This window comes from Velazquezella soli, assembly GCF_977018685.1.
On the sequence record NZ_CDRNXF010000004.1, the window covers coordinates 875107 to 898602 of the forward strand.

General features: G+C 61.8%; 24 protein-coding genes. 8 read left to right on the top strand and 16 right to left on the bottom strand.

All coding sequences use genetic code 11. The annotated features are described in order from the left end of the window. The first annotated feature begins 31 nt into the window (after nt 1–31). Nucleotides 32–574, top strand: coding sequence for a hypoxanthine phosphoribosyltransferase (gene hpt / locus AC0JZ8_RS07790; protein ID WP_471892200.1), 543 nt, complete (start codon nt 32–34; stop codon nt 572–574). 155 nt (nt 575–729) lie between these two features. Continuing rightward, nucleotides 730–1107 (top strand): response regulator, encoded by a 378-nt coding sequence (locus AC0JZ8_RS07795; protein ID WP_062462002.1) that lies wholly within the window; start codon nt 730–732, stop codon nt 1105–1107. Nucleotides 1108–1123: 16 nt separating this feature from the next. On the opposite strand, the gene AC0JZ8_RS07800 is transcribed toward AC0JZ8_RS07795, so the two are convergent. The 4 genes from AC0JZ8_RS07800 to argH form a co-directional block, all read right to left on the bottom strand. Beyond that, complete coding sequence (locus AC0JZ8_RS07800; protein WP_471892201.1) at nt 1124–3934, bottom strand: TIGR02302 family protein; 2811 nt, start codon at nt 3932–3934, stop codon at nt 1124–1126. Nucleotides 3935–4059: 125 nt separating this feature from the next. After that, on the bottom strand, nt 4060–5328 hold the full coding sequence (gene lysA / locus AC0JZ8_RS07805; protein ID WP_113111792.1) for a diaminopimelate decarboxylase: 1269 nt from the start codon (nt 5326–5328) through the stop codon (nt 4060–4062). 33 nt (nt 5329–5361) lie between these two features. After that, entirely contained in the window at nt 5362–5568 is a 207-nt protein-coding gene (gene lptM, locus AC0JZ8_RS07810) for an LPS translocon maturation chaperone LptM (RefSeq protein WP_062581790.1), read from the bottom strand. 92 nt (nt 5569–5660) lie between these two features. Beyond that, a complete protein-coding gene (argH, locus tag AC0JZ8_RS07815) occupies nt 5661–7061 on the bottom strand; it encodes an argininosuccinate lyase (RefSeq protein ID WP_471892202.1) in 1401 nt (466 codons plus the stop codon). Between the two features lie 22 nt (nt 7062–7083). On the opposite strand from argH, the gene tlpA reads away from it, so the two are divergent. Beyond that, on the top strand, nt 7084–7764 hold the full coding sequence (gene tlpA / locus AC0JZ8_RS07820; protein ID WP_184654559.1) for a thiol:disulfide interchange protein TlpA: 681 nt from the start codon (nt 7084–7086) through the stop codon (nt 7762–7764). Between the two features lie 93 nt (nt 7765–7857). On the opposite strand, the gene AC0JZ8_RS07825 is transcribed toward tlpA, so the two are convergent. The 7 genes from AC0JZ8_RS07825 to AC0JZ8_RS07855 form a co-directional block, all read right to left on the bottom strand. Further along, nucleotides 7858–8727 carry a 3-hydroxybutyryl-CoA dehydrogenase gene (locus tag AC0JZ8_RS07825; protein WP_082476452.1) on the bottom strand — a complete coding sequence of 290 codons (870 nt, stop codon included), beginning with the start codon at nt 8725–8727 and terminating at the stop codon, nt 7858–7860. Nucleotides 8728–8907: 180 nt separating this feature from the next. After that, on the bottom strand, nt 8908–9837 hold the full coding sequence (locus AC0JZ8_RS07830; protein WP_471892203.1) for an electron transfer flavoprotein subunit alpha/FixB family protein: 930 nt from the start codon (nt 9835–9837) through the stop codon (nt 8908–8910). 18 nt (nt 9838–9855) lie between these two features. Continuing rightward, on the bottom strand, nt 9856–10602 hold the full coding sequence (locus AC0JZ8_RS07835; protein ID WP_062461709.1) for an electron transfer flavoprotein subunit beta/FixA family protein: 747 nt from the start codon (nt 10600–10602) through the stop codon (nt 9856–9858). Nucleotides 10603–10742: 140 nt separating this feature from the next. After that, nucleotides 10743–11489 carry a rhomboid family intramembrane serine protease gene (locus tag AC0JZ8_RS07840; RefSeq protein WP_471892204.1) on the bottom strand — a complete coding sequence of 249 codons (747 nt, stop codon included), beginning with the start codon at nt 11487–11489 and terminating at the stop codon, nt 10743–10745. A 48-nt stretch (nt 11490–11537) separates the two neighbouring features. Continuing rightward, nucleotides 11538–12110, bottom strand: a complete 573-nt coding sequence (locus AC0JZ8_RS07845; RefSeq protein ID WP_062461703.1) for a cob(I)yrinic acid a,c-diamide adenosyltransferase — start codon at nt 12108–12110, stop codon at nt 11538–11540. Nucleotides 12111–12142: 32 nt separating this feature from the next. Further along, on the bottom strand, nt 12143–12346 hold the full coding sequence (locus tag AC0JZ8_RS07850) for a twin transmembrane helix small protein (RefSeq protein WP_062461700.1): 204 nt from the start codon (nt 12344–12346) through the stop codon (nt 12143–12145). Nucleotides 12347–12374: 28 nt separating this feature from the next. Further along, nucleotides 12375–13208: an SDR family oxidoreductase gene (locus tag AC0JZ8_RS07855; protein ID WP_471892205.1), complete on the bottom strand. Its 834-nt coding sequence runs from the start codon at nt 13206–13208 to the stop codon at nt 12375–12377. A gap of 100 nt (nt 13209–13308) precedes the next feature. On the opposite strand from AC0JZ8_RS07855, the gene AC0JZ8_RS07860 reads away from it, so the two are divergent. Beyond that, nucleotides 13309–14298: a YihY/virulence factor BrkB family protein gene (locus tag AC0JZ8_RS07860; RefSeq protein ID WP_192085789.1), complete on the top strand. Its 990-nt coding sequence runs from the start codon at nt 13309–13311 to the stop codon at nt 14296–14298. Here the strand turns inward: AC0JZ8_RS07860 and gluQRS are convergent. After that, a complete protein-coding gene (gluQRS, locus tag AC0JZ8_RS07865; RefSeq protein ID WP_471892206.1) occupies nt 14221–15135 on the bottom strand; it encodes a tRNA glutamyl-Q(34) synthetase GluQRS in 915 nt (304 codons plus the stop codon). The genes AC0JZ8_RS07860 and gluQRS overlap by 78 nt on opposite strands. Nucleotides 15136–15153: 18 nt before the next feature. On the opposite strand from gluQRS, the gene AC0JZ8_RS07870 reads away from it, so the two are divergent. Both AC0JZ8_RS07870 and AC0JZ8_RS07875 read left to right on the top strand, forming a co-directional pair. Next, nucleotides 15154–15807, top strand: a complete 654-nt coding sequence (locus AC0JZ8_RS07870; protein ID WP_430242066.1) for a DNA-3-methyladenine glycosylase family protein — start codon at nt 15154–15156, stop codon at nt 15805–15807. Nucleotides 15808–15908: 101 nt separating this feature from the next. Beyond that, entirely contained in the window at nt 15909–16466 is a 558-nt protein-coding gene (locus AC0JZ8_RS07875; protein WP_062461688.1) for an HNH endonuclease, read from the top strand. 10 nt (nt 16467–16476) lie between these two features. On the opposite strand, the gene AC0JZ8_RS07880 is transcribed toward AC0JZ8_RS07875, so the two are convergent. Then, complete coding sequence (locus AC0JZ8_RS07880) at nt 16477–16986, bottom strand: disulfide bond formation protein B (protein WP_471893339.1); 510 nt, start codon at nt 16984–16986, stop codon at nt 16477–16479. A 219-nt stretch (nt 16987–17205) separates the two neighbouring features. Here AC0JZ8_RS07880 and AC0JZ8_RS07885 point away from each other — a divergent pair, with 219 nt between their 5' ends. Beyond that, nucleotides 17206–17955: an SDR family oxidoreductase gene (locus AC0JZ8_RS07885; protein WP_471892207.1), complete on the top strand. Its 750-nt coding sequence runs from the start codon at nt 17206–17208 to the stop codon at nt 17953–17955. Between the two features lie 39 nt (nt 17956–17994). On the opposite strand, the gene AC0JZ8_RS07890 is transcribed toward AC0JZ8_RS07885, so the two are convergent. Beyond that, on the bottom strand, nt 17995–18429 hold the full coding sequence (locus tag AC0JZ8_RS07890) for a winged helix-turn-helix transcriptional regulator (RefSeq protein WP_113111803.1): 435 nt from the start codon (nt 18427–18429) through the stop codon (nt 17995–17997). A gap of 153 nt (nt 18430–18582) precedes the next feature. Here AC0JZ8_RS07890 and ligD point away from each other — a divergent pair, with 153 nt between their 5' ends. After that, on the top strand, nt 18583–21261 hold the full coding sequence (ligD, locus tag AC0JZ8_RS07895; protein WP_471892208.1) for a DNA ligase D: 2679 nt from the start codon (nt 18583–18585) through the stop codon (nt 21259–21261). A gap of 367 nt (nt 21262–21628) precedes the next feature. Here the strand turns inward: ligD and ku (AC0JZ8_RS07900) are convergent, their stop codons facing one another. Together ku (AC0JZ8_RS07900) and ku (AC0JZ8_RS07905) are read right to left on the bottom strand one after the other, a co-directional pair. Further along, nucleotides 21629–22435, bottom strand: coding sequence for a non-homologous end joining protein Ku (gene ku, locus AC0JZ8_RS07900; protein WP_471892209.1), 807 nt, complete (start codon nt 22433–22435; stop codon nt 21629–21631). A 14-nt stretch (nt 22436–22449) separates the two neighbouring features. Next, a complete protein-coding gene (ku, locus tag AC0JZ8_RS07905; protein ID WP_209902201.1) occupies nt 22450–23367 on the bottom strand; it encodes a non-homologous end joining protein Ku in 918 nt (305 codons plus the stop codon). Nucleotides 23368–23496: the final 129 nt, after the last annotated feature.

Here is a 23496-nt window from a genome sequence, read left to right on the forward strand (position 1 = left end):
GCGGCGCTTCCGATCTATCAGGAGTATCCGCATGCCCGTCGTCCGCGGCAAAAACATCGAGCCGCTTTTCACTGCCCAACAGATCGCCGTGCGCAATCACGAAATCGCTGCGCAGATTGCGACCGGTCCCACCAAGGATCTGCTCGTCATCGCCGTCCTGAAGGGATCGTTCATTTTCGCCGCGGACCTTCTGCGCGCGCTGCACGAAACGGGCCTGGCACCGGAAGTGGAGTTCATCACGCTTTCGAGCTACGGCACCGGCACGGTCTCGCAGGGCGTTCGCATCGTCAAGGATATCGACAGCGACGTGAAGGACCGCGATGTTCTGCTGATCGACGACATCTTGGAATCCGGCCGGACGCTGAAATTTGCCAAGGAACTGCTTTACGAGCGCGGCGCCCGCCATGTCTCTCTGGCCGTCCTTCTCGACAAGAAGGTGAAGCGCAAGGAAGATCTGGAAGCGGATTACGTCGGCTTCGAATGCCCTGACTACTTCGTCGTCGGCTACGGCATGGACGTCGCCTACGCGTTCCGCGAACTGCCTTTCGTCGGCGTCGTGACTGGCGACGCGTGAGTTGATTTTGGTTCGGATGGGGGCAGAAATCTGCCGTCATCCGGTCGCAAGGTGTTAACCATGGCGCGGTTTGAGCCTCGCCTGTTTACTCCTCGACAACCAAACTCTGGTGAATTGCTCCCGGATTGATACACAAAATGGGAGCGATGATCGCTATGGCCAAGATCCTTATTACCGAGGATGAACACACGTTGCGCATGTTTGTTGCGCGCGCTCTCCGGATGGATGGCCATGAGACGCATGAGGCCGGCGATGGCGCCGAAGGCCTCGAAAAGCTCGAGCAGGGCGCGTTCGATCTTCTGCTTTCCGACATACGCATGCCTGTCATGGATGGCATTGCGCTGGCGCACGAAGCCGCCGCCCAGTATCCCGACATGAAGATCCTGCTGATGACCGGCTATGCCGAACAGCGCGAACGCGCCGATGACCTGTCGTCGAAGATCGTCGATGTGGTGCAGAAGCCTTTCGCATTGCCAGAAATCCGCAAGGCTGTCGCCATGGCGCTTGCCGTGCAGACTTCCTGCGCGGCCTGATCTCTCGCAGGTGGATTTAGCGGATCTCGAGCAGCCGCTCGAGATACTGCCGCTCGGCATCGCCTGATAGGGCGTTGCCCAGCTTCTCGCGGATGGCATCGAGGATCTCGCGGGCGCGCTGCACGTCGATTTCGTCGGGCACCTTCACCTGATCGCCGAAGTCCGGACCTGACGTTGCGCGGGGGCGCCCTAGGGGATCGCGACCGTTCTGGCCGCCCTGGTTGGCCATGCCCTGTCCCTGGCCGTCCTGCTGGCCTTCGCCTTGGCCCTGACCCTGCTGCATCGCCTGCATCATCTGCTGCATCATGCTCTGGGCGCCTTGGCGAAGCGCGTTAAGTGCGTTGCCCTGGCCTTCGACGGCCTGTTCGCCCTGGCCGTCACCGAGCGCCTTGCCGGCGCTGCCCATTTCACTCTGGGCTTCCCCGAAGCCTTGGCCTGGGTCCATGCCCATGCCCTTCAGCGCCTGCTGTAGCTCGCCGAGCTGTTTTCCGAGGCCTTCCTGCTGGGCACGCAGGTTCTTCAGCGCCTCACGCAGCTGTTCGGCTGTCATCTGGTCGGTATTCTGTTCGCCGCCCTGGCCGTTCTGGCCCTGACCTTGCTGGCCCTGCTGCCCGCGCTGTGCCTGCTGGCCTTGCTGACCCGGTTGGCCCTGCTGACCCGGTTGGCCGTTCTGGCCCTGCTGCTGCTCGCCCTGTTCGCCGCTCTGCGGATCGGGGTCGCCGCGCTGCATGCGATCGCGCAAGGCCTGGTCCAGCTTGAATGTCTGGTCCATCAGCCGCTGCTGTTCCTGCATGATCTGGCCGAGCCTGTCGATCTGCTGGCGCATCTGGCTGTTTTGCTGCTGCTGCTGGCCCTGCTGACCGCGCTGCGGGCGTCCGGCCTGCAGGTTGTTCATCATCCGCTGCATCTGCGACAGCATTTCCTTGGCAGCGTCACGATTGCCGGATCGAGCGAGGTTTTCGATCTGGTCCATCATGTTCTGCAGGTCGCGCTGGCGAATGACATTCTGCGCCTGCATGTTCTGCTGGCCCGGCGGTGCGTTTTGCATGCGCTGCGCGAGCTCGTTCATAAACTGCTGCATCGCCTCGCGCAGTTCCTTCATGAGGGCAGCGATTTCCTGATCCCCGGCACCTTTCTCGAGCGCGTCCGACAGATTGCGCTGGGCATCGCGCAAACGGCGTTCGGCGGCGGAAAGATCGCCGTCCTCGATGCCGAGCGCGATTTCCCAGAGGTAGTCGGCGGCGTCCTTCAGCTGTTCCTCGTTGCGGGCAATCTTCATGCGCTCGCGGGCCGAGCGGATTGCCAGGAAGTGGCCAAGGTTCGGAATGGTCTCGTCGGGACGGATCGCCAGCGCGTCGTTGAGCTCGATCGCGCGCGGCACCTGGCGCGTGTCGAGCGCGAAAACCTGGCGCTGTTCGGCAACGGCTGCCGCCAGCGGTTCCGAGAAGCCGCGGCCCGGCATTACCATTTCATGGGCGGGGCTGCGGCCGGTCTGGCCTGCGCCGTCCTTGGCAATCAACGTAATCCTGACCCGCTTTCCGGCCAGCGGATGCTCGACCAGGCTACGGCTGGTCAGTGCCTTCACCTCCTGGCCGCGGTTCTGGCGCGGCAGGTCGAGGCGGTATTCTGGCGCCGGGTAAAGCGGCGTGGCCGCCGGGTCGACAGGGCCGACAGGCTCGATCAGCGCATGGGCTTCCCGAATGCCGTAATCATCCTTGCCGCGGAAACCGATTTCCAGCGCGCCATTGACGGACCGCTTCGGCTGGCCGTCGAAGGCGATCTCCGGCGGCCGGTCGGGAATGACGTCGAAGGTCCATGTCTGGCCATTGACGGTGAGTTCGCCGCTTTCGTCCACGTTGAAGGCGTAGCTGCGCGGCGGCACAGTCTGTGCGGTCTGCGGCTGTTTGACGGGTGGCTGCGGCTTGGCCTGCTGGCCCTCGGGCAATGGCGTGCCTGGTGCCTTACCTTGTGCCTGCTTGCTTGCGTCTTCAGCCGCCTTGCGCGCTTCCTCGGTGATCAGCGTCAGCGGCTCTCCGCCGGATTTCGGCGTGAAGACGACCGCTTCCTCGCCCTCGCCACCGGTTACGCGCACGGTCAGGCCGGAATTCTGCGGCACAGATGCCGTGTTGCCGGCCGTATCGCCCGCGGCTGCGGGCGCCGTGTCGCGGCCGGTCAGGAATATCGGGGCGCGGCCGGTGTAGGATGGTGGTGTCAGCCAGGCGTCGATGCGAAGGTCTGGGTTGGTACTTGCAGCCAGTGGTGCCGGACGGAAGGCGTCTGCGGGCGAACCGCCGCCGTTCGAGAAGGAATAGCCGAGCGCCACGGCAAACATGAGCGCCGGTACGGCGCGGAGCGCGAACCGGTCATGGCTGGCAATATCCGGGCGCGGCATGCCCGTATCGAGCGCCGCGATCCGCTCGGCCATGCGGATCTGGTGTTCTTTCCAGAGCGCGCGGGCAAACGGCGTCTCGAACGCCGGCTGGTCTTCCTGCACGGCGACGGGCTGGTGCGGCAGGCCGTTGCGATCTTCCAGCAACCGGTCCGCATCGGCAGCATCGGGCCAGCGAAGCCTCGCCAAGGGAAGGAGAGAGGTCAGGAACGCGAAGGTGAAAAAGCCGAGCAGTATCCAGCGCAGCAGATCGGGCGTGACGCGGAAAAGGCCGAACCAGGAGACGGAGAAGAACAGGGCAACGACCGCGAGCGGGGCCAGAAGCTTCGGCAGAAGGCGTTCGGAAAACAGCACGAAACGGGCAAACGACCGTTTCAGCGCAACGCGTCTTGCGAGCGCCGGATGTGTTTCGAATGCACCTTTGCGGATCAAGCTCATGCGGTCCGTCTCCGATCGTGGCGGCCCAAATCAAGCTATCAACATAACAATGTTTGTGGCGAAGACGAGGGCGGCGACATGCCGGCCCCGATATTTCCAGGCGGTTTGCCGCAAAAGTGAACGTTCTAGCCGAGCCAGGCAGGCACGGAATCCAGGCCGATCAGGTCATCATAGGAGCCGCGCGGGCGGATCACGTGGAACTCGGAGCCCTTCACTAGCACTTCCGGCACCAGCAGGCGGGAATTGTAGGTTCCGGCCTGCACGGCGCCATAGGCACCGGCAGAACCGACGGCGATCAGGTCACCGGGCTTCGGTTCCGCCATCTCGCGGTCGAGCGCCAGATAGTCTCCGGTCTCGCAGACGGGACCGACAACGTCGCCCTTGATCCGCGGCGCATCGGCCGGCGGTACCACGACGGGGCGGATCGAATGATAGGCTTCGTAGAGCGTCGGGCGGATCAGGTCGTTCATCGCGCCATCGACGATCACGAAGGTCTTTTCGCCGCCATCCTTCACATAGATCACCTCGGTCACCAGAATGCCGGCATTGCCGACGATCAGGCGGCCGGGTTCGGTGACGATCTTGCAGTCGAGCGTGCGAAGCTGCTTCTTGATCGTTTCCGCATAGGCGTCCGGCAGCGGTGGCGGGGTGTTGTCGTCCTTGTAGGGAATGCCGAGACCACCGCCGACATCGACGTGGCTGATCGTGTGGCCATCGCCGCGCAGCAGATCCACCAGCGCCCGCAGCAGCCGGTAGGCATCCTCGAACGGCTGAAGCTCGGTGATCTGGCTACCGATATGCATGTCGATGCCGGTCACTTCGATGCCAGGAAGCGTTGCCGCATGGGCATAGACGGCGCGGGCCCGATCATAGGCGATGCCGAACTTGTTTTCCTTCTTGCCCGTCGAAATCTTGGCATGGGTGCCCGCATCCACATCCGGGTTGATGCGGAAGGACACATGCGCGCGTTTGCCGACTTTGAGAGCGCGCAGGTTCAGCACTTCCAGTTCCGGCTCGGATTCGACGTTGAAGCAGTAGATGCCGGCCTCGAGCGCCAGATCCATTTCCGCCACGGTCTTGCCGACGCCCGAAAACATGATGCGGGAGGCGGGAATGCCGGCCGCCAGCGCACGCCGCAGTTCGCCGCCCGAGACGACATCGACGCCGGCGCCGAGCTTTGCCAGGGTTTTGAGGACGGCCTGGTTGGAGTTCGCCTTCATGGCGTAGCACACCATCGTATCCACATCGGAAAACGCCTGCGCGAACACCTTGTAATGGCGCTCCAGCGTGGCGGTCGAATAGACGTAGAATGGCGTGCCGACGGCTTTTGCGATTTCCGGGATGGCGACGTTTTCGGCGTGAAGCACGCCGTCGATGTAATGGAAATGATTCACGTCAAAACTCGGAAAACTGAAGGGGTCTGGAAACTACAGAAGCGGGTCGAGGACGAACGGGCGCTCGGCAACCGGTTCCTTGTTGGCGTCACCGGGTTTGCTGCTCTTGCGGATGTTCTGCTGTTCGACGGGCGTGCTGGGGCGGTCGAGGTCGCCCTTGCGGCCGCAGCCGGCGACAACGAGGCTGACGACGCCCAGGATCAGGCTGACATGGGCGATTTTCACCAGGGATTTCGACATTCTCTTCCTTCTCCGGCACGGTCACGCAGACTTCATAGCGAAGTTCCGCGCGCTTGTGCAGTATCCTTGCCGCTTCATTCGTCGCGCAGGCGTCAGTTTCTCTCGCGCCACCAGGCGATCTGCTTGCGCACCTCGGAGGGAGCCGTACCGCCGAAACTGACGCGGCTGGCAACCGAGGCATCCACCGAGAGAACGTCGAAGACCTTGTCGGTGATGGCAGGGTTGATCGCCTGCAGTTCTTCAAGGGAGAGCTCGGAAAGGTCGCAGCCCTTTTTCTCCGCCAGCGCCACGGCATGGCCGGTGGCATGGTGGGCTTCGCGGAAGGGCAGGCCGACTTCGCGAACCAGCCAGTCGGCAAGGTCGGTCGCGGTGGAGAAGCCAGCGCCTGCTGCGGCGCGCATCTTGTCGGCGCGAATGGTCATGTCGCGCATCATGCCGGTCATGGCGGCAATCGCCAGTTCCAGGTTCTCGGCGCAGTCGAAGACCTGCTCCTTGTCTTCCTGCATGTCCTTGGAATAGGCGAGCGGCAGGCCCTTCATGACCGTCAGCAGCGCCACCAGCGAACCGTTGATCCGGCCGGTCTTGGCGCGCACCAGTTCGGCGGCATCCGGGTTCTTCTTCTGCGGCATGATCGAGGAGCCGGTCGAAAACGCGTCCGACAGGCGCACGAAGCCGAACTGCGGCGTCGACCAGATGACGATTTCTTCGGCAAGACGCGACAGATGCACGGCGCAGATGGCAGCAACCGACAGGAATTCCAGCGCGAAATCGCGGTCGGAAACGGTGTCGATCGAGTTGCGGGTCGGTTCGCGGAAGCCGAGGGCCTTTGCCGTCATGTGGCGGTCGATCGGGTAGGGCGTGCCGGCAAGCGCCGCAGCACCGATCGGGCTTTCGTCCAGATGGTCGATCGCGTGGCGAACGCGGGCGCGGTCACGGCCGAACATTTCGACATAGGCCATGCAGTGATGGCCGAAGGTGACCGGCTGTGCCGTCTGCAGATGGGTAAAGCCGGGCATCACCGTATCCGCATGCTCTTCGGCGCGGTCGAGAAACGCGGCGATCAGACCCGTCAGCATCTTCTCGGTCTTGACGAGCTCTTCCTTGACCCAGAGGCGGAAATCGAGCGCGACCTGGTCATTGCGGGAGCGGGCGGTGTGGAGGCGACCGGCGGCTGGACCGATCAGGTCTGCCAGCCGGGCCTCGATGTTCATGTGAATGTCCTCAAGCTTGCGCGAGAACTGGAACTGTCCGTTTTCGATCTCTGACATGATCGTGTTCAGGCCGGAAACGATCTTGTCTTTATCTTCGTGCGAAATAATGCCTTGTTCCGCCAGCATCGTCGCATGGGCGATCGAACCGCGGATATCCTGGGCGAACAGCTTCTTGTCGAAACCGATCGAGGCATTTATCTCCTCCATGATCGCATCCGGCCCGGAAGCGAAGCGTCCGCCCCACATCTGGTTGGAAGATGTCGCGTCCTTCGTGTCGGCCATGAATTCAGTCCTGGAGTAGTTGATGACGTCCAAAAGACCGCTTGGCCTTCCGTCTGTCCGATTGATCCTGATTGCCGCCGTCCTCGGGATCGTCGCCGGCACCGTCGCCGTATACGTGACGAACATGGGGTCTGGCAATGGTTTGGATGGGGCTGGGGGCGCCGCGATGTCCGCCTCCGCCGGGCAATGCGAGGGCTCGGCCGAACTGGCAAAGTCCGTTGGTGCCTTTTCGAAGGGCCAGGTTGCCGCCATGGTCGAGGCACAGCCGCCGCGCCCGCTCTCCCTGTCCTTCAAGGGTCCGGCGGGGCAGGACATGACGACCGCCGATCTCGCCGGCAAAACGGTGCTGCTTAACCTCTGGGCCACCTGGTGCGTGCCCTGCCGCGAAGAGATGCCGGCGCTGAACGGTTTGCAGGCGGCGATGGGCGGGCCTGACTTCGAAGTCGTCGCCATCAACATCGACACCGGCACCGACGAGAAGCCGAAGACTTTTCTTGAAGAATACAAGATCGACAAGCTCGGCTTTTACCGCGACAGTTCGATGGGCACGTTCAACGCCCTGAAAAAGGAAGGCCTCGCCTTCGGCCTGCCGGCAACGCTGATCCTCGACAAGAAGGGCTGCCTGATCGGCGCCATGAACGGCCCCGCCGCATGGGACAGCGACGATGCGAAGGCGCTGGTGACGGCCGCCAAGGGCGCTTGAGGGCTGCGGATGAAGGGCTTGCCCTTCGCCTCAGCCGACCGCTTCTAGCGTGCAGTCAAGCGGGTGAGGAGCGAACCGCCACAAGGCTGATCCTTACCGCGTAGGCACTGGAACCTCGCCGCGATAGTCGTAGAAGCCGCGGCCGGATTTGCGGCCGAGCCAGCCGGCTTCTACGTATTTGACGAGAAGCGGGCAGGGGCGGTATTTGCTGTCTGCGAGGCCGTCATGCAGCACCTGCATGATCGACAGGCAGGTGTCGAGGCCGATGAAATCGGCGAGCTGCAGCGGTCCCATCGGGTGGTTGGCGCCAAGCCTCATGGCCGTATCGATCGCCTCGACCGAGCCGACGCCTTCGTACAGCGTATAGATCGCCTCGTTGATCATCGGCAGCAGGATGCGGTTGACGATGAAGGCGGGGAAATCCTCGGCAACGGTCGCGGTCTTTTCCAGCGCGACCACGTATTCCTTGGCGGCCCGGAAGGTCGGCTCGTCGGTGGCGATACCGCGCACCAGTTCCACCAGCTTCATCAGCGGCACCGGGTTCATGAAATGTATGCCCATGAAGCGTTCCGGCCGGTCGGTCGCGGCGGCAAGCCTGGTAATGGACAGCGACGAGGTGTTGGTGGCGAGAAGCGCCTCGGGTTTGAGAACCGGACAGACCTGCGCATAGATCTTGCGCTTGACGCTTTCGTCTTCGGTCGCGGCTTCGATGACCATGTCCATCGGTGCGAGGTCGTTGACATCGGCGGAGCCGGTGATGCGCGAAAGCGCTGAGTTGCGATCCTCGTCGGAAAGCTTGTTGCTGGAAACCTGGCGGGCGAGGTTGCCGTTGATGGTTGCAAGTGCGCCTTCGATCCGGTCCTTGGAGAGATCATAGATATGCACGTGATAGCCGGCGAGCGCCGAAACATGTGCAATTCCGCAGCCCATCTGGCCTGCGCCGATGACGCCGATATTCTTCATGATCTCACTCGCTCCCTGGGTGCGGTTTTCGCCCGCGTCTCGCATTCATCATAACCAACCGGCGTCTCACAGCAAAATGCCGGGTTGCGTGAGACAGCCCGGCATTTTTCTAGTCTGCTAGCGTGTTTTTTGCCAGCATTTTCGCGTCGCCGAACTGCGGTGCGAAAAAGCCGGTCGCCCTCACAGGGCCTTTTCGAGCTGCGGCAGGATCTCGAAGAGATCGCCGACGAGACCGAAGTCGGCCACCTGGAAGATCGGTGCCTCCTCGTCCTTGTTGATCGCAACGATGACCTTGGAATCCTTCATGCCGGCCAGATGCTGGATGGCACCGGAAATGCCGACCGCGATGTAGAGCTGCGGTGCAACCACCTTGCCGGTCTGGCCGACCTGCCAGTCGTTCGGCGCATAGCCTGCGTCGACCGCTGCGCGCGATGCGCCAACGGCCGCACCCAGCTTGTCGGCGACGGGCAGGATGACTTCCTGGAATTTCTCGGACGAACCGAGTGCACGGCCACCGGAGATGATGATCTTGGCGGAAGCGAGTTCGGGACGGTCCGAGGAGGCGAGTGCATCGGATACGAAGGACGAGACGTCAGGGTTTGCTGCGGCTGCCACGGTTTCCACGGAAGCGGAACCACCTTCGTCGGCTGCCGCGAAGGATGCCGTGCGCACGGTGATCACCTTCTTGGCATCGGTTGCCTGGACGGTCTGGATGGCGTTGCCGGCATAGATCGGACGACGGAATGTATCCGGCGAAATCACCTCGATGATTTCCGAAACCTGCGCCACATCGAGCAGCGCGGCAACGCGCGGCATGACGTTCTTGGCGGACGCTGTCGCCGAGGACATGATGACGTCGTAGGATCCCGCCAGCGACACGATCAGTGCTGCGAGCGGTTCGGCAAGGCTGTTGGCAAGGCTTGCGTCGTCGGCAAGCAGGACCTTCGAGACGCCCGAAAGTTTCGCTGCGGCGTCTGCCGCGGCCTGCGCGCCCGAACCGGCGACCAGAACGTGGACGTCGCCACCAATCTGGGTTGCTGCCGTCAGCGCCTTGGCGGTCTGGTCGTTGAGGCTGGCATTGTCGTGTTCTGCCAGAAGAAGAATGGCCATGAGTTTATCTCCCTAAAATCAGATCACGCCGGCGGTCTTCAAGGCGCCGACCAGTTCCTCGACGGACTTTACCTTGATGCCTGCCTTGCGGCCGCCCGGCTCCTCGGTCTTCAGAACCTTGAGGCGAGGGGCGATGTCGACGCCGAAATCCGCTGCTGTCTTCTTGTCGAGCGGCTTCTTCTTCGCCTTCATGATGTTCGGCAAGGACGCGTAGCGCGGCTCGTTCAGGCGCAGGTCGGTGGTGACGACGGCCGGAAGCTTGACCTCGACGGTCTGCAGGCCGCCGTCGACTTCGCGGGTAACCACAGCCTTGTCGGCGGAAAGCTCGATCTTCGAGGCAAAGGTTGCCTGGCCTGTTCCGAGCAGTGCCGCCAGCATCTGGCCGGTCTGGTTGGAATCGTCGTCGATCGCCTGCTTGCCGACGATGATGAGGCCCGGCTGTTCGGCGTCGACGACGCCCTTCAGCAGCTTGGCAACGGCAAGCGGTTCGACCGTTTCGTCGGTCTCGATCAGGATCGCCCGATCGGCGCCCATTGCAAGCGCCGTGCGCAGCGTTTCTTCAGCCTTTGCCGGACCGATCGACACGACGATCACTTCCTCGGCCTTGCCGGCCTCTTTCAGGCGCAGGGCTTCCTCGACGGAAATCTCGTCGAACGGGTTCATCGACATCTTGACGTTGGCAAGCTCGACACCGGATCCATCCGGCTTGACGCGGATCTTCACGTTGTAGTCGACGACGCGCTTTACAGGCACCAGGATCTTCATGGGGTCCTTCCTTGACTTTTCTCCAGCCGCAGATTGAGATATTTGCGGCTTATCCATTTGTCAGTGGGCGACATGGATACCCATTTTTGCCCTGATGACAACGTGGATTATCCCATCTGGGTTGCGGTTTTCTCATAGGCCTATTCGGCCGGTCGGGTCTCTTGCGATACGCTCGGCTTGTGCAGCACGGCCTTCGGCGTGACGATCTCGCGGTCGAACAGGGGCACGCCCCGGCGCCGCATCACGATGACGAGTGCGGCACCCGCCAGAATTCCGCCGACATGCGCGCCCCAGGACACCGCACTATCGGCTTCGAGCCAAAGCATCACGAATTGCTGAACGATCCACAGTGTCAGCGGAACGAAAGCGGGCAGCGGCAGCGGAATTCGAAACAGAACCAGCACCCATACCCGGACGCGCGGATGCAAAATGAAATAGGCGGCGACCACACCGGAGATCGCACCCGATGCGCCGATCAGCGGCCCCTCGGACATCGGGCCGACCAGGCCGTGCACAAGGGCTCCGGCCGCGGCACAAAGCAGGTAGAATATCAGGAAGCGGACATGCCCCAGTGCGTCTTCGACATTGTCGCCGAACACCCAGAGAAACAGCATGTTCGATGCAAGGTGCCAGAAATCCAGATGCAGGAAGGCGTAGGTGACGAAGGTTGCGTCTTCCGGGACAAGGATGACAGAGGGATCGAGCACCGCATAGTCGAAGATGATCGCCGGAATGAAGCCGAGACCCAGCGAGGCGATCTCTGTCGTTTCCGATGGAGCAAGGCTCGTGAACAGCCACATGAGTATGTTGGCGGCGATCAGCGAGAACGTCACCCACTGCACGCGGATGTATTTCAGCGCGACGGCATCATGCAGGGGAATGAACATGCGTCGCTTCCTCTCCTCCCGTCCGTCGCGCCTTGGTCGCGCTTTCGCCTATCGGTTCTTGCCGGGCACCCACAGAATGTCGGTCCTGCCATTCTCGTTGGCGACGCGGGCCGCGACAAACAGGAAATCCGACAGGCGGTTGATATATTTGAGCGCAGCCGGGCCGATCGCCTCATGCCTCGAAAGCTCGACCATCAACCGTTCGGCACGCCGGGATACGGTGCGGGCGAGATGCAGATAGGCGGAAGCCGGCGAACCACCGGGCAGGACGAAGGATTTCAGCGGTTCGAGATCGGCGTTCAGCGTGTCGATTTCGGTTTCCAGACGTGTCGCCTGCGCTTCGATGATCCGCAGAGGCTCGTATTCGGGCTTTTCGCCGGTATCTGGCGTTGCAAGATCGGCACCGAGATCGAACAGGTCGTTCTGGATGCGAAACAGCATCTGGTCGACCTCGCCCATGCCGGCCGTATGAAGCCTTGCCATGCCGATTGTCGAGTTGACCTCGTCGACCGTGCCATAGGCCTCGACCCTGATGTCGTGCTTGTCGCGCCGCGGGCCGGATACCAGTGCTGTCGTCCCGTCGTCGCCGGTGCGCGTGTAGATCTTGTTGAGCTTGACCATGAAGACTGTAATTTCCTTAGTTCGGCATTTCTCTAGCTCGGCCGGCCGCCGCCGGTCAGCCAGAGCGTGAACATGATGAGGATGACGGCCACGGCCTGGAGCAGCAGACGCAGCTGCATCAGCTTGTTCGACCGGTTGGCATCGGTGCCCTTTACCATGTTGAACAGGCCCTTGATCAGAACGAGTACGACCAGGCCGATGACGATCACGGTCAGAACGGTGGTAAAGGTGGCCATCGAGTTTTTGCTTTCCGCTTGCTCGCGATCAGTCGATCCGTTGCATCAATTTGTAGAAGAGCGCTGCCGGCAGGATACGTTTCAGGAACGCGCCCTGCTTGGCCGGCTTCGTCACCAGATAATGTGGCTTCGGGTTGTCGGCGGTCAAGGCATGTTTCAGTACCGTGTGAACGGCGTCCGGCCCCAGCTTGTGGCGGTTGACCGGCCCGCTCCCGTCCAGGCGCTGCAATTGCCGTTTGTATTGTTCGGCATGCGGCGAATTGACGAGGTCGATATTCTCCCTGACCTTGGCAAGCGCATTGGCTGTAAACTGCGTGTCGATCGGTCCGGGCTCGATCAGGCTCACATGGATACCGCTTCCTTGAAGCTCCATCCGCATCGTGACGGTCAGGCCTTCCAGCGCGAATTTCGAGGCGGTGTAGGCGCCCCGGTAGCGGTAGGGAACGATGCCTAGTATGGAGGAGCAGTTGACGATGCGTCCATGGCCCTGTCTCCGCATCAAGGGGATGATGCGGGTTGTCAGGTCATGCCAGCCGAACAGATTGGTCTCGAACTGGAGACGCAGCACGTCGGTCGAAAGGTCTTCGACAGCGCCGGGCTGACCATAGGCGCCATTGTTGAAGAGCGCGTCTATGCGTCCGCCGGTGCAGGCGAGAACGGTGTCGACCAGAGCCTCGATCGTCTCAGGCTTGGTATAGTCCATCAGCAGGGCTTCGATGCCGTCCTGTTCCAGCGCCACGAGGTCGGCTTCCTTGCGCACCGTCGCGAACACCCGCCATCCCTCGGATTTCAGCGCGCGCGCACAATGAGCGCCGATCCCTGAGGAACAGCCTGTCACGATAATCGTTCTTCCGTCTGTCATGCCGATTGCATACCGTTAAGGTCTCTCTGTACAAGTTGCCGCCTACCTTCCATATTTTGCAATAAGCCTCAACTCATCCTCCACCGAAGCCCTCAGGGAGATGCCGCCTTTGGAAGAAAACTCCCCGGTCAGGTGGCCGAGACTGGCGTTCAAGGTGCTCTGGGATGCCTATTGGCATTTCTCGGAGGATGACGGTTGGGCCATGGCGAGCCATGTGGCGCTGTCGGGGCTACTGGCGCTGTTCCCATTCCTGATCTTTGGCACGGCGCTTGCGGGCTTTCTCGGTGCCGGCGGCTTCTCGCAGACGACGGTGCATCTCCTGTTCGATACATGGCCGGCCGATGTGGCCGATCCGATCGCGTCCGAGCTGCAGCGGGTGCTGGAGATACCGCGCGGCGGGTTGCTGACCGTATCGGTGCTGGCGGCTGCATACTTTGCGTCGAACGGCGTCGAGGCGCTGCGCATCTCGCTCAACCGCGCCTACCGCGTGACGGAAACGCGGCCCTGGTATGTGACGCGTCTCGCTAGTTTGGGTTACGTCATCCTGGCGGTGGTGATCTTTGCGGTCATCAGCATTCTTCTGCTGGCAGTGCCCGTCGCATCGCGCTTCGCCCAGACCCGCTTTCCCTGGCTGATCAGCGATCTCAACGCGGCTGCCAACTGGGGTCTCGTCGGCACGGCGTTTCTCCTGATGATCGGCCTGCTCGGGTCGCACAAGTACCTTCCGGCCGGAGATCGCCGGCTGATCGACATCATGCCGGGGGTGGCGCTGACGGTGCTTTTGTGGACATGCTTCGGCTTCGGGTTCGCGGCCTATCTTTCCACCTTCGCCAATTATGCAGCGACCTATGCGGGTCTGGCGTCGATCATGATCGTGCTCATCTTCCTCTATATGGTCGGCGTGATCTTCATGCTCGGTGCGGAGTTCAATGCGGCGCTGATGAAGTACCGGATCTATTCGGTATTCTCCCGCGTCCGGAAAGAGCGCCGCCGCCGGGGTGATGCCTCCGCTCTAGCCCTCAAGGCCGAGGAGGCGGCGAATGTCGAGCGGGCTGAGGCCCGCGTCGCGCAGAGCCGCAAGCCCGGTTGATCCCTCGCTTTTCGAAAGCTTCCGGCCGTCCGTGCCAAGGATAAGCCGGTGATGGTGGTATATCGGCTGCGGCAGACCGAGCAGCTCCTGCAGAAGCCTGTGCACCGACGTTGCGTGATAGAGATCCATACCCCGCACCACATGGGTAATGCCCTGCGCCGCGTCATCCACGGTGACGGAGAGATGGTAGCTCGACGGAGCATCGGAGCGCGACAGGACGACATCGCCCCAGGCTGCCGGGTCCGCCGGGACCAGTCTTTCGGCGCCGTCGCTTATCTCTCGCCATGTCAAAGCGTCCGAAACTCTCGCCAGCGCCTTGTCCATGTCGAGCCGCCAGCTGTAGCGGATGCCGCTTTCGATCAGCGTCTTTCGCTCGGTATCGCTCAGGTACCGGTCATGATCAGGATAGAGCGGTGACCCGTCCGGGTCGCGCGGCCATGTGGTGCCACTAGCCTCGGAGTCCGCGACCTTCGCCTTTACCTCGCCGCGGGTCATGAAGGCCGGGTAGACGAGCCCCATATCCATCAATCGGCCAAGCGCCTCCCGGTAAGTCTCGAAATGCTCGGACTGGCGGCGCGCCGGTTCTTCCCAGGAAAGGCCCAGCCAGCGGAGGTCGCGGTAGATGGCGTCCTCGTAGTCAGACGTGCAACGGGCAAGGTCGATATCCTCGATGCGCAGCAGGAAGCGGCCATTCATGTCCCGCGCAATTTCGTGGTTGAGGATCGCCGACAGCGCATGTCCGAGATGCAGCAGCCCGTTCGGGCTTGGCGCGAAACGCAGGATTGGTCTATCAGGATCAGTGGCGATTTGGGCGGCTGGCATGCCTCCTTCTGCCATGATTTGTGATGCGCAACCATGGAGAAAACCGTGCGGATCATCCGCGACCGATCGGATATCGACGAGGGGCTTGCCGAACTGGTGATCGCCGATCCGCGCCTTGCCCCCATCATCGAGCTGTCCGGCGAGCTGCCACTGCGGCTGATCGAGCCGGGTTTTGCCGGCCTTGCCTCCATCATCGTCTCGCAGGTCGTATCGCGGGCAAGCGCCGACGCGATCTGGAAGCGTATGGCGGCTGTCGGTGCCACCGAAGCAGAGGCTTTTGCAGCGCTCGATCCCGAGGTCGTGGCGAGCTTCGGTCTATCGCGGGCCAAGGCTGCGACGCTGATGCATCTTGCGACGGCGATTGCGCAGAAGGGCTTCGATCTCGATGCCATCGCGGGACTGGAGGCATCAGAGGCGACACGACAGCTGATCGCACTTCCCGGCATCGGTCCCTGGACGGCAGAGTGCTACATGATGTTTTCCGCAGGCCACCCGGATTTCTTTCCAGTAGGCGACGTGGCGCTGCAGGCAGCGGTTGCCGATGGGCTTGGCATGGAAGCGCGCCCGACAGAAAAGCAGCTCGCCGCCATCGCGCTCATCTGGCGGCCGTGGCGCTCGGTCGCGACGAGGCTTTTCTGGTCCTATTACGGGGTCCGGACGAAGCGCGACGTCTCTCCGATTTTGTGAAGTTTGAGTGACGAAGCCGCCTGTACTTAAAGGGCTTCACAATCCTGTAACAACGGTCCTAATATAGAGGAGATAGATGCCGAATCCGTTAGGAGCGTCATTTGACGATTGCAGTCTCCCCGCAGGCCTTACCGGCGCTCGTGTTGAACGCTGACTATCGGCCACTGAGCTATTATCCCTTGTCGTTGTGGTCCTGGCAGGACGCGATCAAGGCGGTTTTCCTCGACCGTGTGAACATCATTGCCGAATATGATCATTCGGTGTGTTCGCCCAGCTTCTCGATGAAACTGCCAAGCGTCGTCAGCCTGAAGACCTATATCCAGCCGACCCGCAATCCCGCCTTCACGCGCTTCAACGTGTTCCTGCGCGACAAGTTCGAGTGCCAGTATTGCGGCGATCACGACGATCTGACCTTCGACCACGTCATCCCGCGGGCCCATGGCGGCGAAACGACCTGGCAGAACGTTGTGGCGGCGTGTTCGCCCTGCAATTTGCGCAAGGGCAGCAAGCTTCCCAAGCAGGCGGGCATGTTCCCGCACCAGAAGCCCTATGCGCCGACCGTGCAGGACCTGCATAACAACGGCCGGCTGTTTCCGCCCAACTATCTGCACGAAAGCTGGATGGACTATCTCTACTGGGATTCCGAGCTGCAGCCGTAAGGGTTACGGCTCACGCGGCCTTCTTGGCGCCGATGAAGGCGATGGCCGCGAGGATGACGCTGGCGATCACGTTCCAGCCCGCGAACGACAGACCGAGCACGCGGAGTGCTGCTTCCGTGCAGGACGGACCGTGCACCGTGTTGAGGTCGGAGAGAAGGCTGCCGGCATTGGTGGTGACGCCCGAGCCGCCGCCGCAGCTTGCGGGACCTTCCCAGAAAGCCCATTCGACGCCCGCGTGATAAACGCCCATCCCGGCGCCAACCAGCATCATCAGGCCGACAAGGATCAGAAGCGTGCGGCCGATCCAGGCGGGCATGCCGAATGCCAGGGCGCCCATGGCAAGAATGCCGACCGGGATTGCGTAGTAATAGGGTTCGCGCTGCAGCAGGCACATCGCGCAGGGAATATAGCCGCCGAGATACTGGAAGCCAAGGGCCGTGCCGACGGTTGCCGCCATGCCGAGCGTGACGATGACCGCATGGCCGAGGCCTTTGCGGGCATGGGTGGTGGAAGCTGTCAGCGCCATCGGCTTATCCTTGTATTCCCGACGAGATTTCGGGCGCAGCTGTAAATCAGAACCGGCCACCCTGTAAACCGTGCGCCCCTTGTCAGGCAGGCCGTGTGCGGCACATTGCCGTGATGGGCGCATCCGATTTCCTATTTCTTACTAAAAGGTGCCTTCTTACTAAAAGTTACTATTGGTGATATTGAAGCGCATCAGCAGCATTGGAGAATGCAAATGGATTTCACGAAAGCAACAATCCTGATCACGGGCGGCAATTCCGGCATCGGCCGCGGTCTCGCCGTCGCCCTTTCCGAACGCGGCGCGAAGGTGATCGTTACCGGGCGCAACGAGGCAAGCCTGAATGAAACGCTGAAGGACAATCCGGCGCTTTCCGGATACCAGCTCGATGTCACGGACAAGGACGGCCTGAACGCATTTGCCGCTTCGGTCGTGAAGGACCATCCGGATCTCAACGTCGTCATCCACAATGCGGGCATCATGGAGCGTGAGAACGTGCTCGCTGACGTTTACGACGTCGATGTCGCCGAGCGCACCATCACCACCAATCTTCTCGCGCCGATCTGGCTCACCTCGGCCCTGCTTCCGCATCTGCGCCAGAAGCCGGAAGCTGTGATCGTCACCGTCTCCTCGGGTCTCGCCTTCGTCCCGCGCACCGATTCCATGACCTACAGCGCCACCAAGGCGGCCATCCATTCCTGGACAATGAGCCTGCGGCACGAATTGCGCAGCACCAAGATCGCCGTGGTGGAGCTTGCCCCGCCACAGGTGGCAACGGAGCTGACGCCCGGCCAGTCGAAGTTCGCGACAGCCATGCCGCTTGCCGATTTCGTCTCCGAATCCGTCGGTCTGCTCTGCGCCGATCCGACGCCGTCGGAAGTGATGGTTCAGCGGGTCATGCGGCAGCGCACGGCCGAAGCCACCGGCAATTTCGACCAGGTGTTTGCGATGATCAACCCGAGCTGACCGCTGCACGATCCGAGGGCGCCGGTATCGCCGGCGCCCTCAGTCTTCGTCGTCGAAAGCCGTTCTCGCCTTTGCCACCGCATCGTGGTTCTCGACCGCCCAGATCCACACATTGCAGAAGGCAGCTCCGAGCGTCAGGCCAAGCGGAGAGAGGCTGTATTCCACCTTGGGCGGCACGCAGGCATAGGTCTTGCGGATGACCAGACCGTCGCGTTCCATGCGCCGGAGCGTCTGGGTCAGCATTTTCTGGCTGATGCCGGTAACGCGGCGGGCGAGGTCGGAAAACCTTAAAACACCTTCGTCCCACAGCGTATCGAGGATGACCACCGTCCACTTGTCGGCGAAGCCCGAGATCATCTGGCGGACGAGGTCTTCCACCTTGGGATCGACATTGTCAGGATAATCGCGGGCCTTGTAGCTCTCTGCCCGCGCCACGTCGTCGGCCGTGAAGACCGGCTTCTGCTGGATGCTCATGGTGGCGTTTTCCTTGGGCTCGAACCTTGAGTGCGTTTGTATCGAAAGGAGAGTTAGGCAGCAAGACGAGCGCCTTCGATCCATCCACCGTGCGTTGTGGAACTATTGCGCCGGTGGGACATTCGGACTCCCTAGCCGTGCCGGGAGCGTTCCATGTCCGATACTCTTTCAACCTACCGCAGCAAGCGTGATTTCAAGAAGACCAAGGAGCCGAGCGGCGCCGCTAAAGTGCGGCCGTCCAAGCGCGGCCGCTTCGTCATTCAGAAGCACGATGCGACGCGGCTGCATTACGATCTGCGGCTGGAAATGGATGGCGTGTTCAAGTCCTGGGCGGTGACCCGCGGCCCGTCGCTCGATCCTCAGGACAAGCGCCTTGCGGTCGAGGTCGAGGACCATCCGCTCGATTACGGCGATTTCGAAGGGACCATTCCGAAAGGCGAGTATGGCGGCGGCACGGTCATGCTGTGGGACCGGGGTTACTGGGAAGTCGATGGCGCGCTCCCACTCGAAAAGGCGCTCGCCAAGGGCGATTTCAAGTTCATCCTCGATGGCGAACGGCTGCAGGGCGGCTTCGTGCTGGTGCGGATGAAAAAGGACCGCGATGGCGGCAAGCGCACCAACTGGCTGCTGATCAAGCATCACGACGATCACTCGGTCGACAAGGACGGCGATGCGGTCTTGAAAGAGATGGAAACCTCGGTCGCTTCCGGTCGCGACATGGCGACGATTGCTGCGGGCAAGGGACGCAAGCCGAAACCTTTCATGCTGACCAGCAGCGCGGTCGATGCGGATGCTGTGTGGGACAGCAGCGAAGGGCTGGCGGCTGACGAACGGAAGGCTGGGAGCAAGAGTGCAAGTAAGGGCAAGAGCGCAGATAAGGCGAATCCGGCCTCGGAAAAAATGCCGGATTTCATCGCACCGCAACTCTGCCAGATCCGCGACCGGCCACCGTCGGCAGAAGGCTGGTTGCATGAGATCAAATTCGATGGATATCGGGTTCAGATGCGCGTGCAGGATGGCAAGACCATCTTGAGGACCCGTAAGGGGCTCGACTGGACGGATCGGTTTTCGCAGATTGCCAAGGATGCCGAAGTTCTGCCGGATACGGTGATCGACGGGGAGATCTGCGCGCTCGATCACGACGGCGCGCCGGATTTTGCAGCGCTGCAGGCCGCACTTTCCGAGGACAAGACAGACGACCTCGTCTATTTCGCCTTCGATCTCCTCTTCCACGACGGCCAAGACCTGCGCGACATGCCGCTGGACGAGCGCAAATCGCGGCTGTCGCAGGTGATTGCCGAGGCGGAAGCCGGGGCCCGGATCCGGTATGTGGACCATTTCGAAACCGGTGGCGATGCGGTTCTGCGTTCCGCCTGCCGTCTCTCGCTCGAAGGCATCGTCTCGAAACAGGCGGACGCGCCCTATCGGTCGGGCCGAAGCGACACCTGGGTCAAGGCCAAGTGCCGCGCAGGCCACGAGGTGGTGATCGGCGGCTATGCGACGACCGAAGGCAAGTTCCGATCGCTTCTGGCCGGCGTCTATCGCGACAACCATTTCGTCTATGTCGGTCGCGTCGGAACGGGTTTTGGCGCGGGCAGGGCTGCGGATCTGATGTCCAAGCTCGAACCGCTTTCTGCCGAGAAAAGCCCGTTTACCGGTATCGGGGCGCCCAAGAAGACGAAGGACATGCACTGGGTGAAACCGGAGCTGGTTGCCGAGATCCAGTTCGCGGGTTGGACGAATGATGGCCAGGTGCGCCAGGCGGCGTTCAAGGGCCTGAGGGAAGACAAGCCGGCTGATGAGGTCGAGGCCGAAAAGCCGGCCTCACCGGATCGGGAGACGCCGCAGCCCAAGGCCGAAAAGACCGCCGGTGCTGCAAAAACGACGAAGGCTCCGCGCGGCAGGGGTGGCAAGGCGGAAGTGATGGGCGTGATGCTCTCCAATCCCGACAAGCCGCTCTGGCCAAGCGATGCGCAGAACGGCGACACGCCTGTTACCAAGGAGGATCTCGGCCGTTACTACGAATCGGTCGCGGGCTGGATGATAGAGCACATCAAGGGTCGGCCCTGCTCGGTCATCCGCGCGCCAGACGGGATCGGCGGCGAGCAGTTCTTCCAGCGGCATGCCATGCAGGGCACGTCGAACCTCCTGGAGCTGGTCAAGGTCCATGGCGACAAGAAGGCCTATCTGCAGGTCGATCGCATCGAGGGACTGGCGGCGCTGGCGCAGGTCGGATCGCTTGAACTGCACCCATGGAACTGCCAGCCGACCAAGCCCGAAGTTCCCGGGCGGCTTGTGTTCGACCTAGATCCCGCTCCCGATGTCGCCTTCCCGAGGGTGGTCGAGGCCGCTCGTGAAATCCGGGACCGTCTCGACGAACTGGGACTGATGAGCTTTTGCAAGACGACGGGCGGCAAGGGCTTGCATGTGGTCGTGCCGCTGAAGACGGGCGGCCGCAAGGAACTGACTTGGGATGAAGCGAAGGATTTTGCGCACCGGGTTTCGAACCTGATGGCGCAGGACGATCCCGACCTCTACCTCACCAAGATGTCGAAGAAGCTGCGTGAAGGCCGCATCTTCATCGACTACCTCCGCAACGACCGCATGGCGACGGCCGTCGCGCCGCTTTCGCCGCGTGCGCGCGAGGGTGCGACGGTGTCCATGCCGCTCACCTGGACCCAGGTCAAAGCCGACCTCGACCCGCAACGCTTCACCATTCATACGGTGCCGGCGCTGATTGCGAAAAGCGAAGCGTGGAAAGACTATTGCGACGCCGAGCGGCCGCTTGCAGAGGCGATCAAGCGATTGAAGAAGGTTGAAGCTCGAGGTTGAGTGGTGAGGACAGTAGGCCGTCGTTCGGCCTACTCACGCAGCTGACAATGCTGTTATCGAACAACTCTACAGTCAATTGGAAAAGTGAGCCCAGTCCCAAACTCCCCTCATCCTCGCCCTTGTGGCGGGGATCCAGTCAGCTCAAGTCCTTGAGCTGAAAAGAGTCTTTCACCCGACGGACGTCGGGTCGCTGGATCCCCGCCACAAGGGCGAGGATGAGGGGAGAGTGGGGTATCGCGCTCGTCAAGCAACGCGCGGCTGGGGGACTTTCAAGGCCTGCGCGACCGACGTATCGCCTGCATCCTGAGCAATAACTTCTTCAATGTCCGTCAGCAGTCCGAGCCCGCCGTTCCTACGAGCCGCCAGCCTACTTACTTTTCCGCTTGTCGGCCGCCAGCGAGCGTTTCAGCGCATCCATGATGTCGATGACATTGCTGGGCTTGTCCGACTCTTCCTTTTCGGCTTTCTTCGGCGCCGGCCGGCGCTGCTTCTTTTTCGACTTGATGATGTCGAGGAGATTGTCCTGCACCGGATCGGTCACGAATTTTGCGTCCCAGGGGCGGGTCTGCTGTTCGATCAGCTTGCGGATCAGCGGCAATGTCTCTTTCTCGGGCTCGGCCTTGTCCAGTCCGTCGAAATAGTCCTTGGCTTCGCGCACCTCGTCGCCGTAGCGCAGCGTCCAGAGAACGATGCCCTTGCCGCGGGGCTCGATCATAACGGCCCGTTCGCGCCGGCCGAGCACCAGTCGCGAAATGCCGACCATCTCCTGGCTGTCCATCGCGGCGCGGATCACCGAGAATGCCTCTTCGCTGACCTTTTCGTTGGGCGTCAGATAGTAGGGGGTATCGAGCCAGATCCAGTCGATGTCGGAACGTGGAGTGAAGGTCGAGATATCGATCGTCTTGGTGCTTTCGAGCGCGACATTGTCGAGCTCCTCGTCTTCCAGCATCACGTAGTCGTCTTCGCCGCGCTGATAGCCTTTGACTTCATCGTCGTCACGCACGGGCTTGCCGGTCACCGAATCCACGTAGTGGCTCTGCACCCGGTTGCCGGTTTCGCGGTTGAGCGTGTGAAAGCGCACCTTCTCGCTTTCCGAGGTCGCCGGTGTCATCTCGACGGAGCAGGTGACGAGCGAAAGCTTCAGATAGCCTTTCCAGTAGGGACGTATCGCCATGGCTGTCGTTTCCCTTAACCGGCCTTGCGGCGCGTGCTTGTCGAGGATGATGGTGCTGACTTGGCAGTCTTGCGCGGCGTCTTGTTGGTGTTGGCGGATTTCGGCTTGGCGCTCGCCTTGGTCTTTGCCTTCGGCTTGTCCGTTGATCCGGACTTGCCGCCCATGCCGGCGCTTTCACGCAGGGCCTGCAGAAGATCGGATGGTTTGGAGGCTGTCGGGGCCTTCCGCTTCGGGATCTTCTTGCCCTCGAGCTTCGCCTTCACCAGTTCGGCCAGCGCTTCTTCATACCGGTCGTCGAACTTGGTCGGGTCGTAGCTACCCTTCTTGGTGCCGATGATATGGGAGGCGAGTTCGAGCATCTCCTTGTCGATCTTGACCTCTGTCACGTCTTCGAAGGCCTTGTCCGTCGAGCGGACCTCGTAATCGAAATTGAGCGTGGTGCCGATCAGCCCGTCGCCGTGGGGACGGATCAGCACTGTCCGCAACCGCCGGAAAAGCACGGTGCTGGCGATCGCTGCGACGCCCGCCTCCTTCATGCCGTCGCGCAGAAGCGCAAAGGCTTCCTCGCCGAGCTTTTGGGGCGCGAGATAATAGGGCTTGTCGAAATAGATGTCGTCGATTTCCGAGCATGGAATGAACGCGTCGATATCGAGCGTCTTGTCGCTCTCGGGGATAGCGGCGGCGATTTCCTCGGGTTCCAGCACCACGTATTTGCCGCTGCCGGTCTCGTAGCCCTTCACCTGGTCGTCGTGCTCGACGGGGTCACCTGTCTCGCTGTCCACAAACTCGCGGCGCACGCGATTTCCGGTCTTGCGATTGAGGATGTTGAAGCTGATCCGGTCCGACGATGAAACCGCTGTGTAGAGCGCGACAGGGCAGCTCACCTCGCCGAACTTGATATGACCTTTCCAGTTGGCACGTGGTGCACTCATATCAACCTGCTCCCTTGCTTGACGGCGGGATCGTCAACGAAGGTGACGTAACGGAGCCAGAGGGCGATAGTTCCTTTTCGCGAGCGGTTGTCATGAAGTTCGATGCGACGCGGCCCTTAACGCTCATCG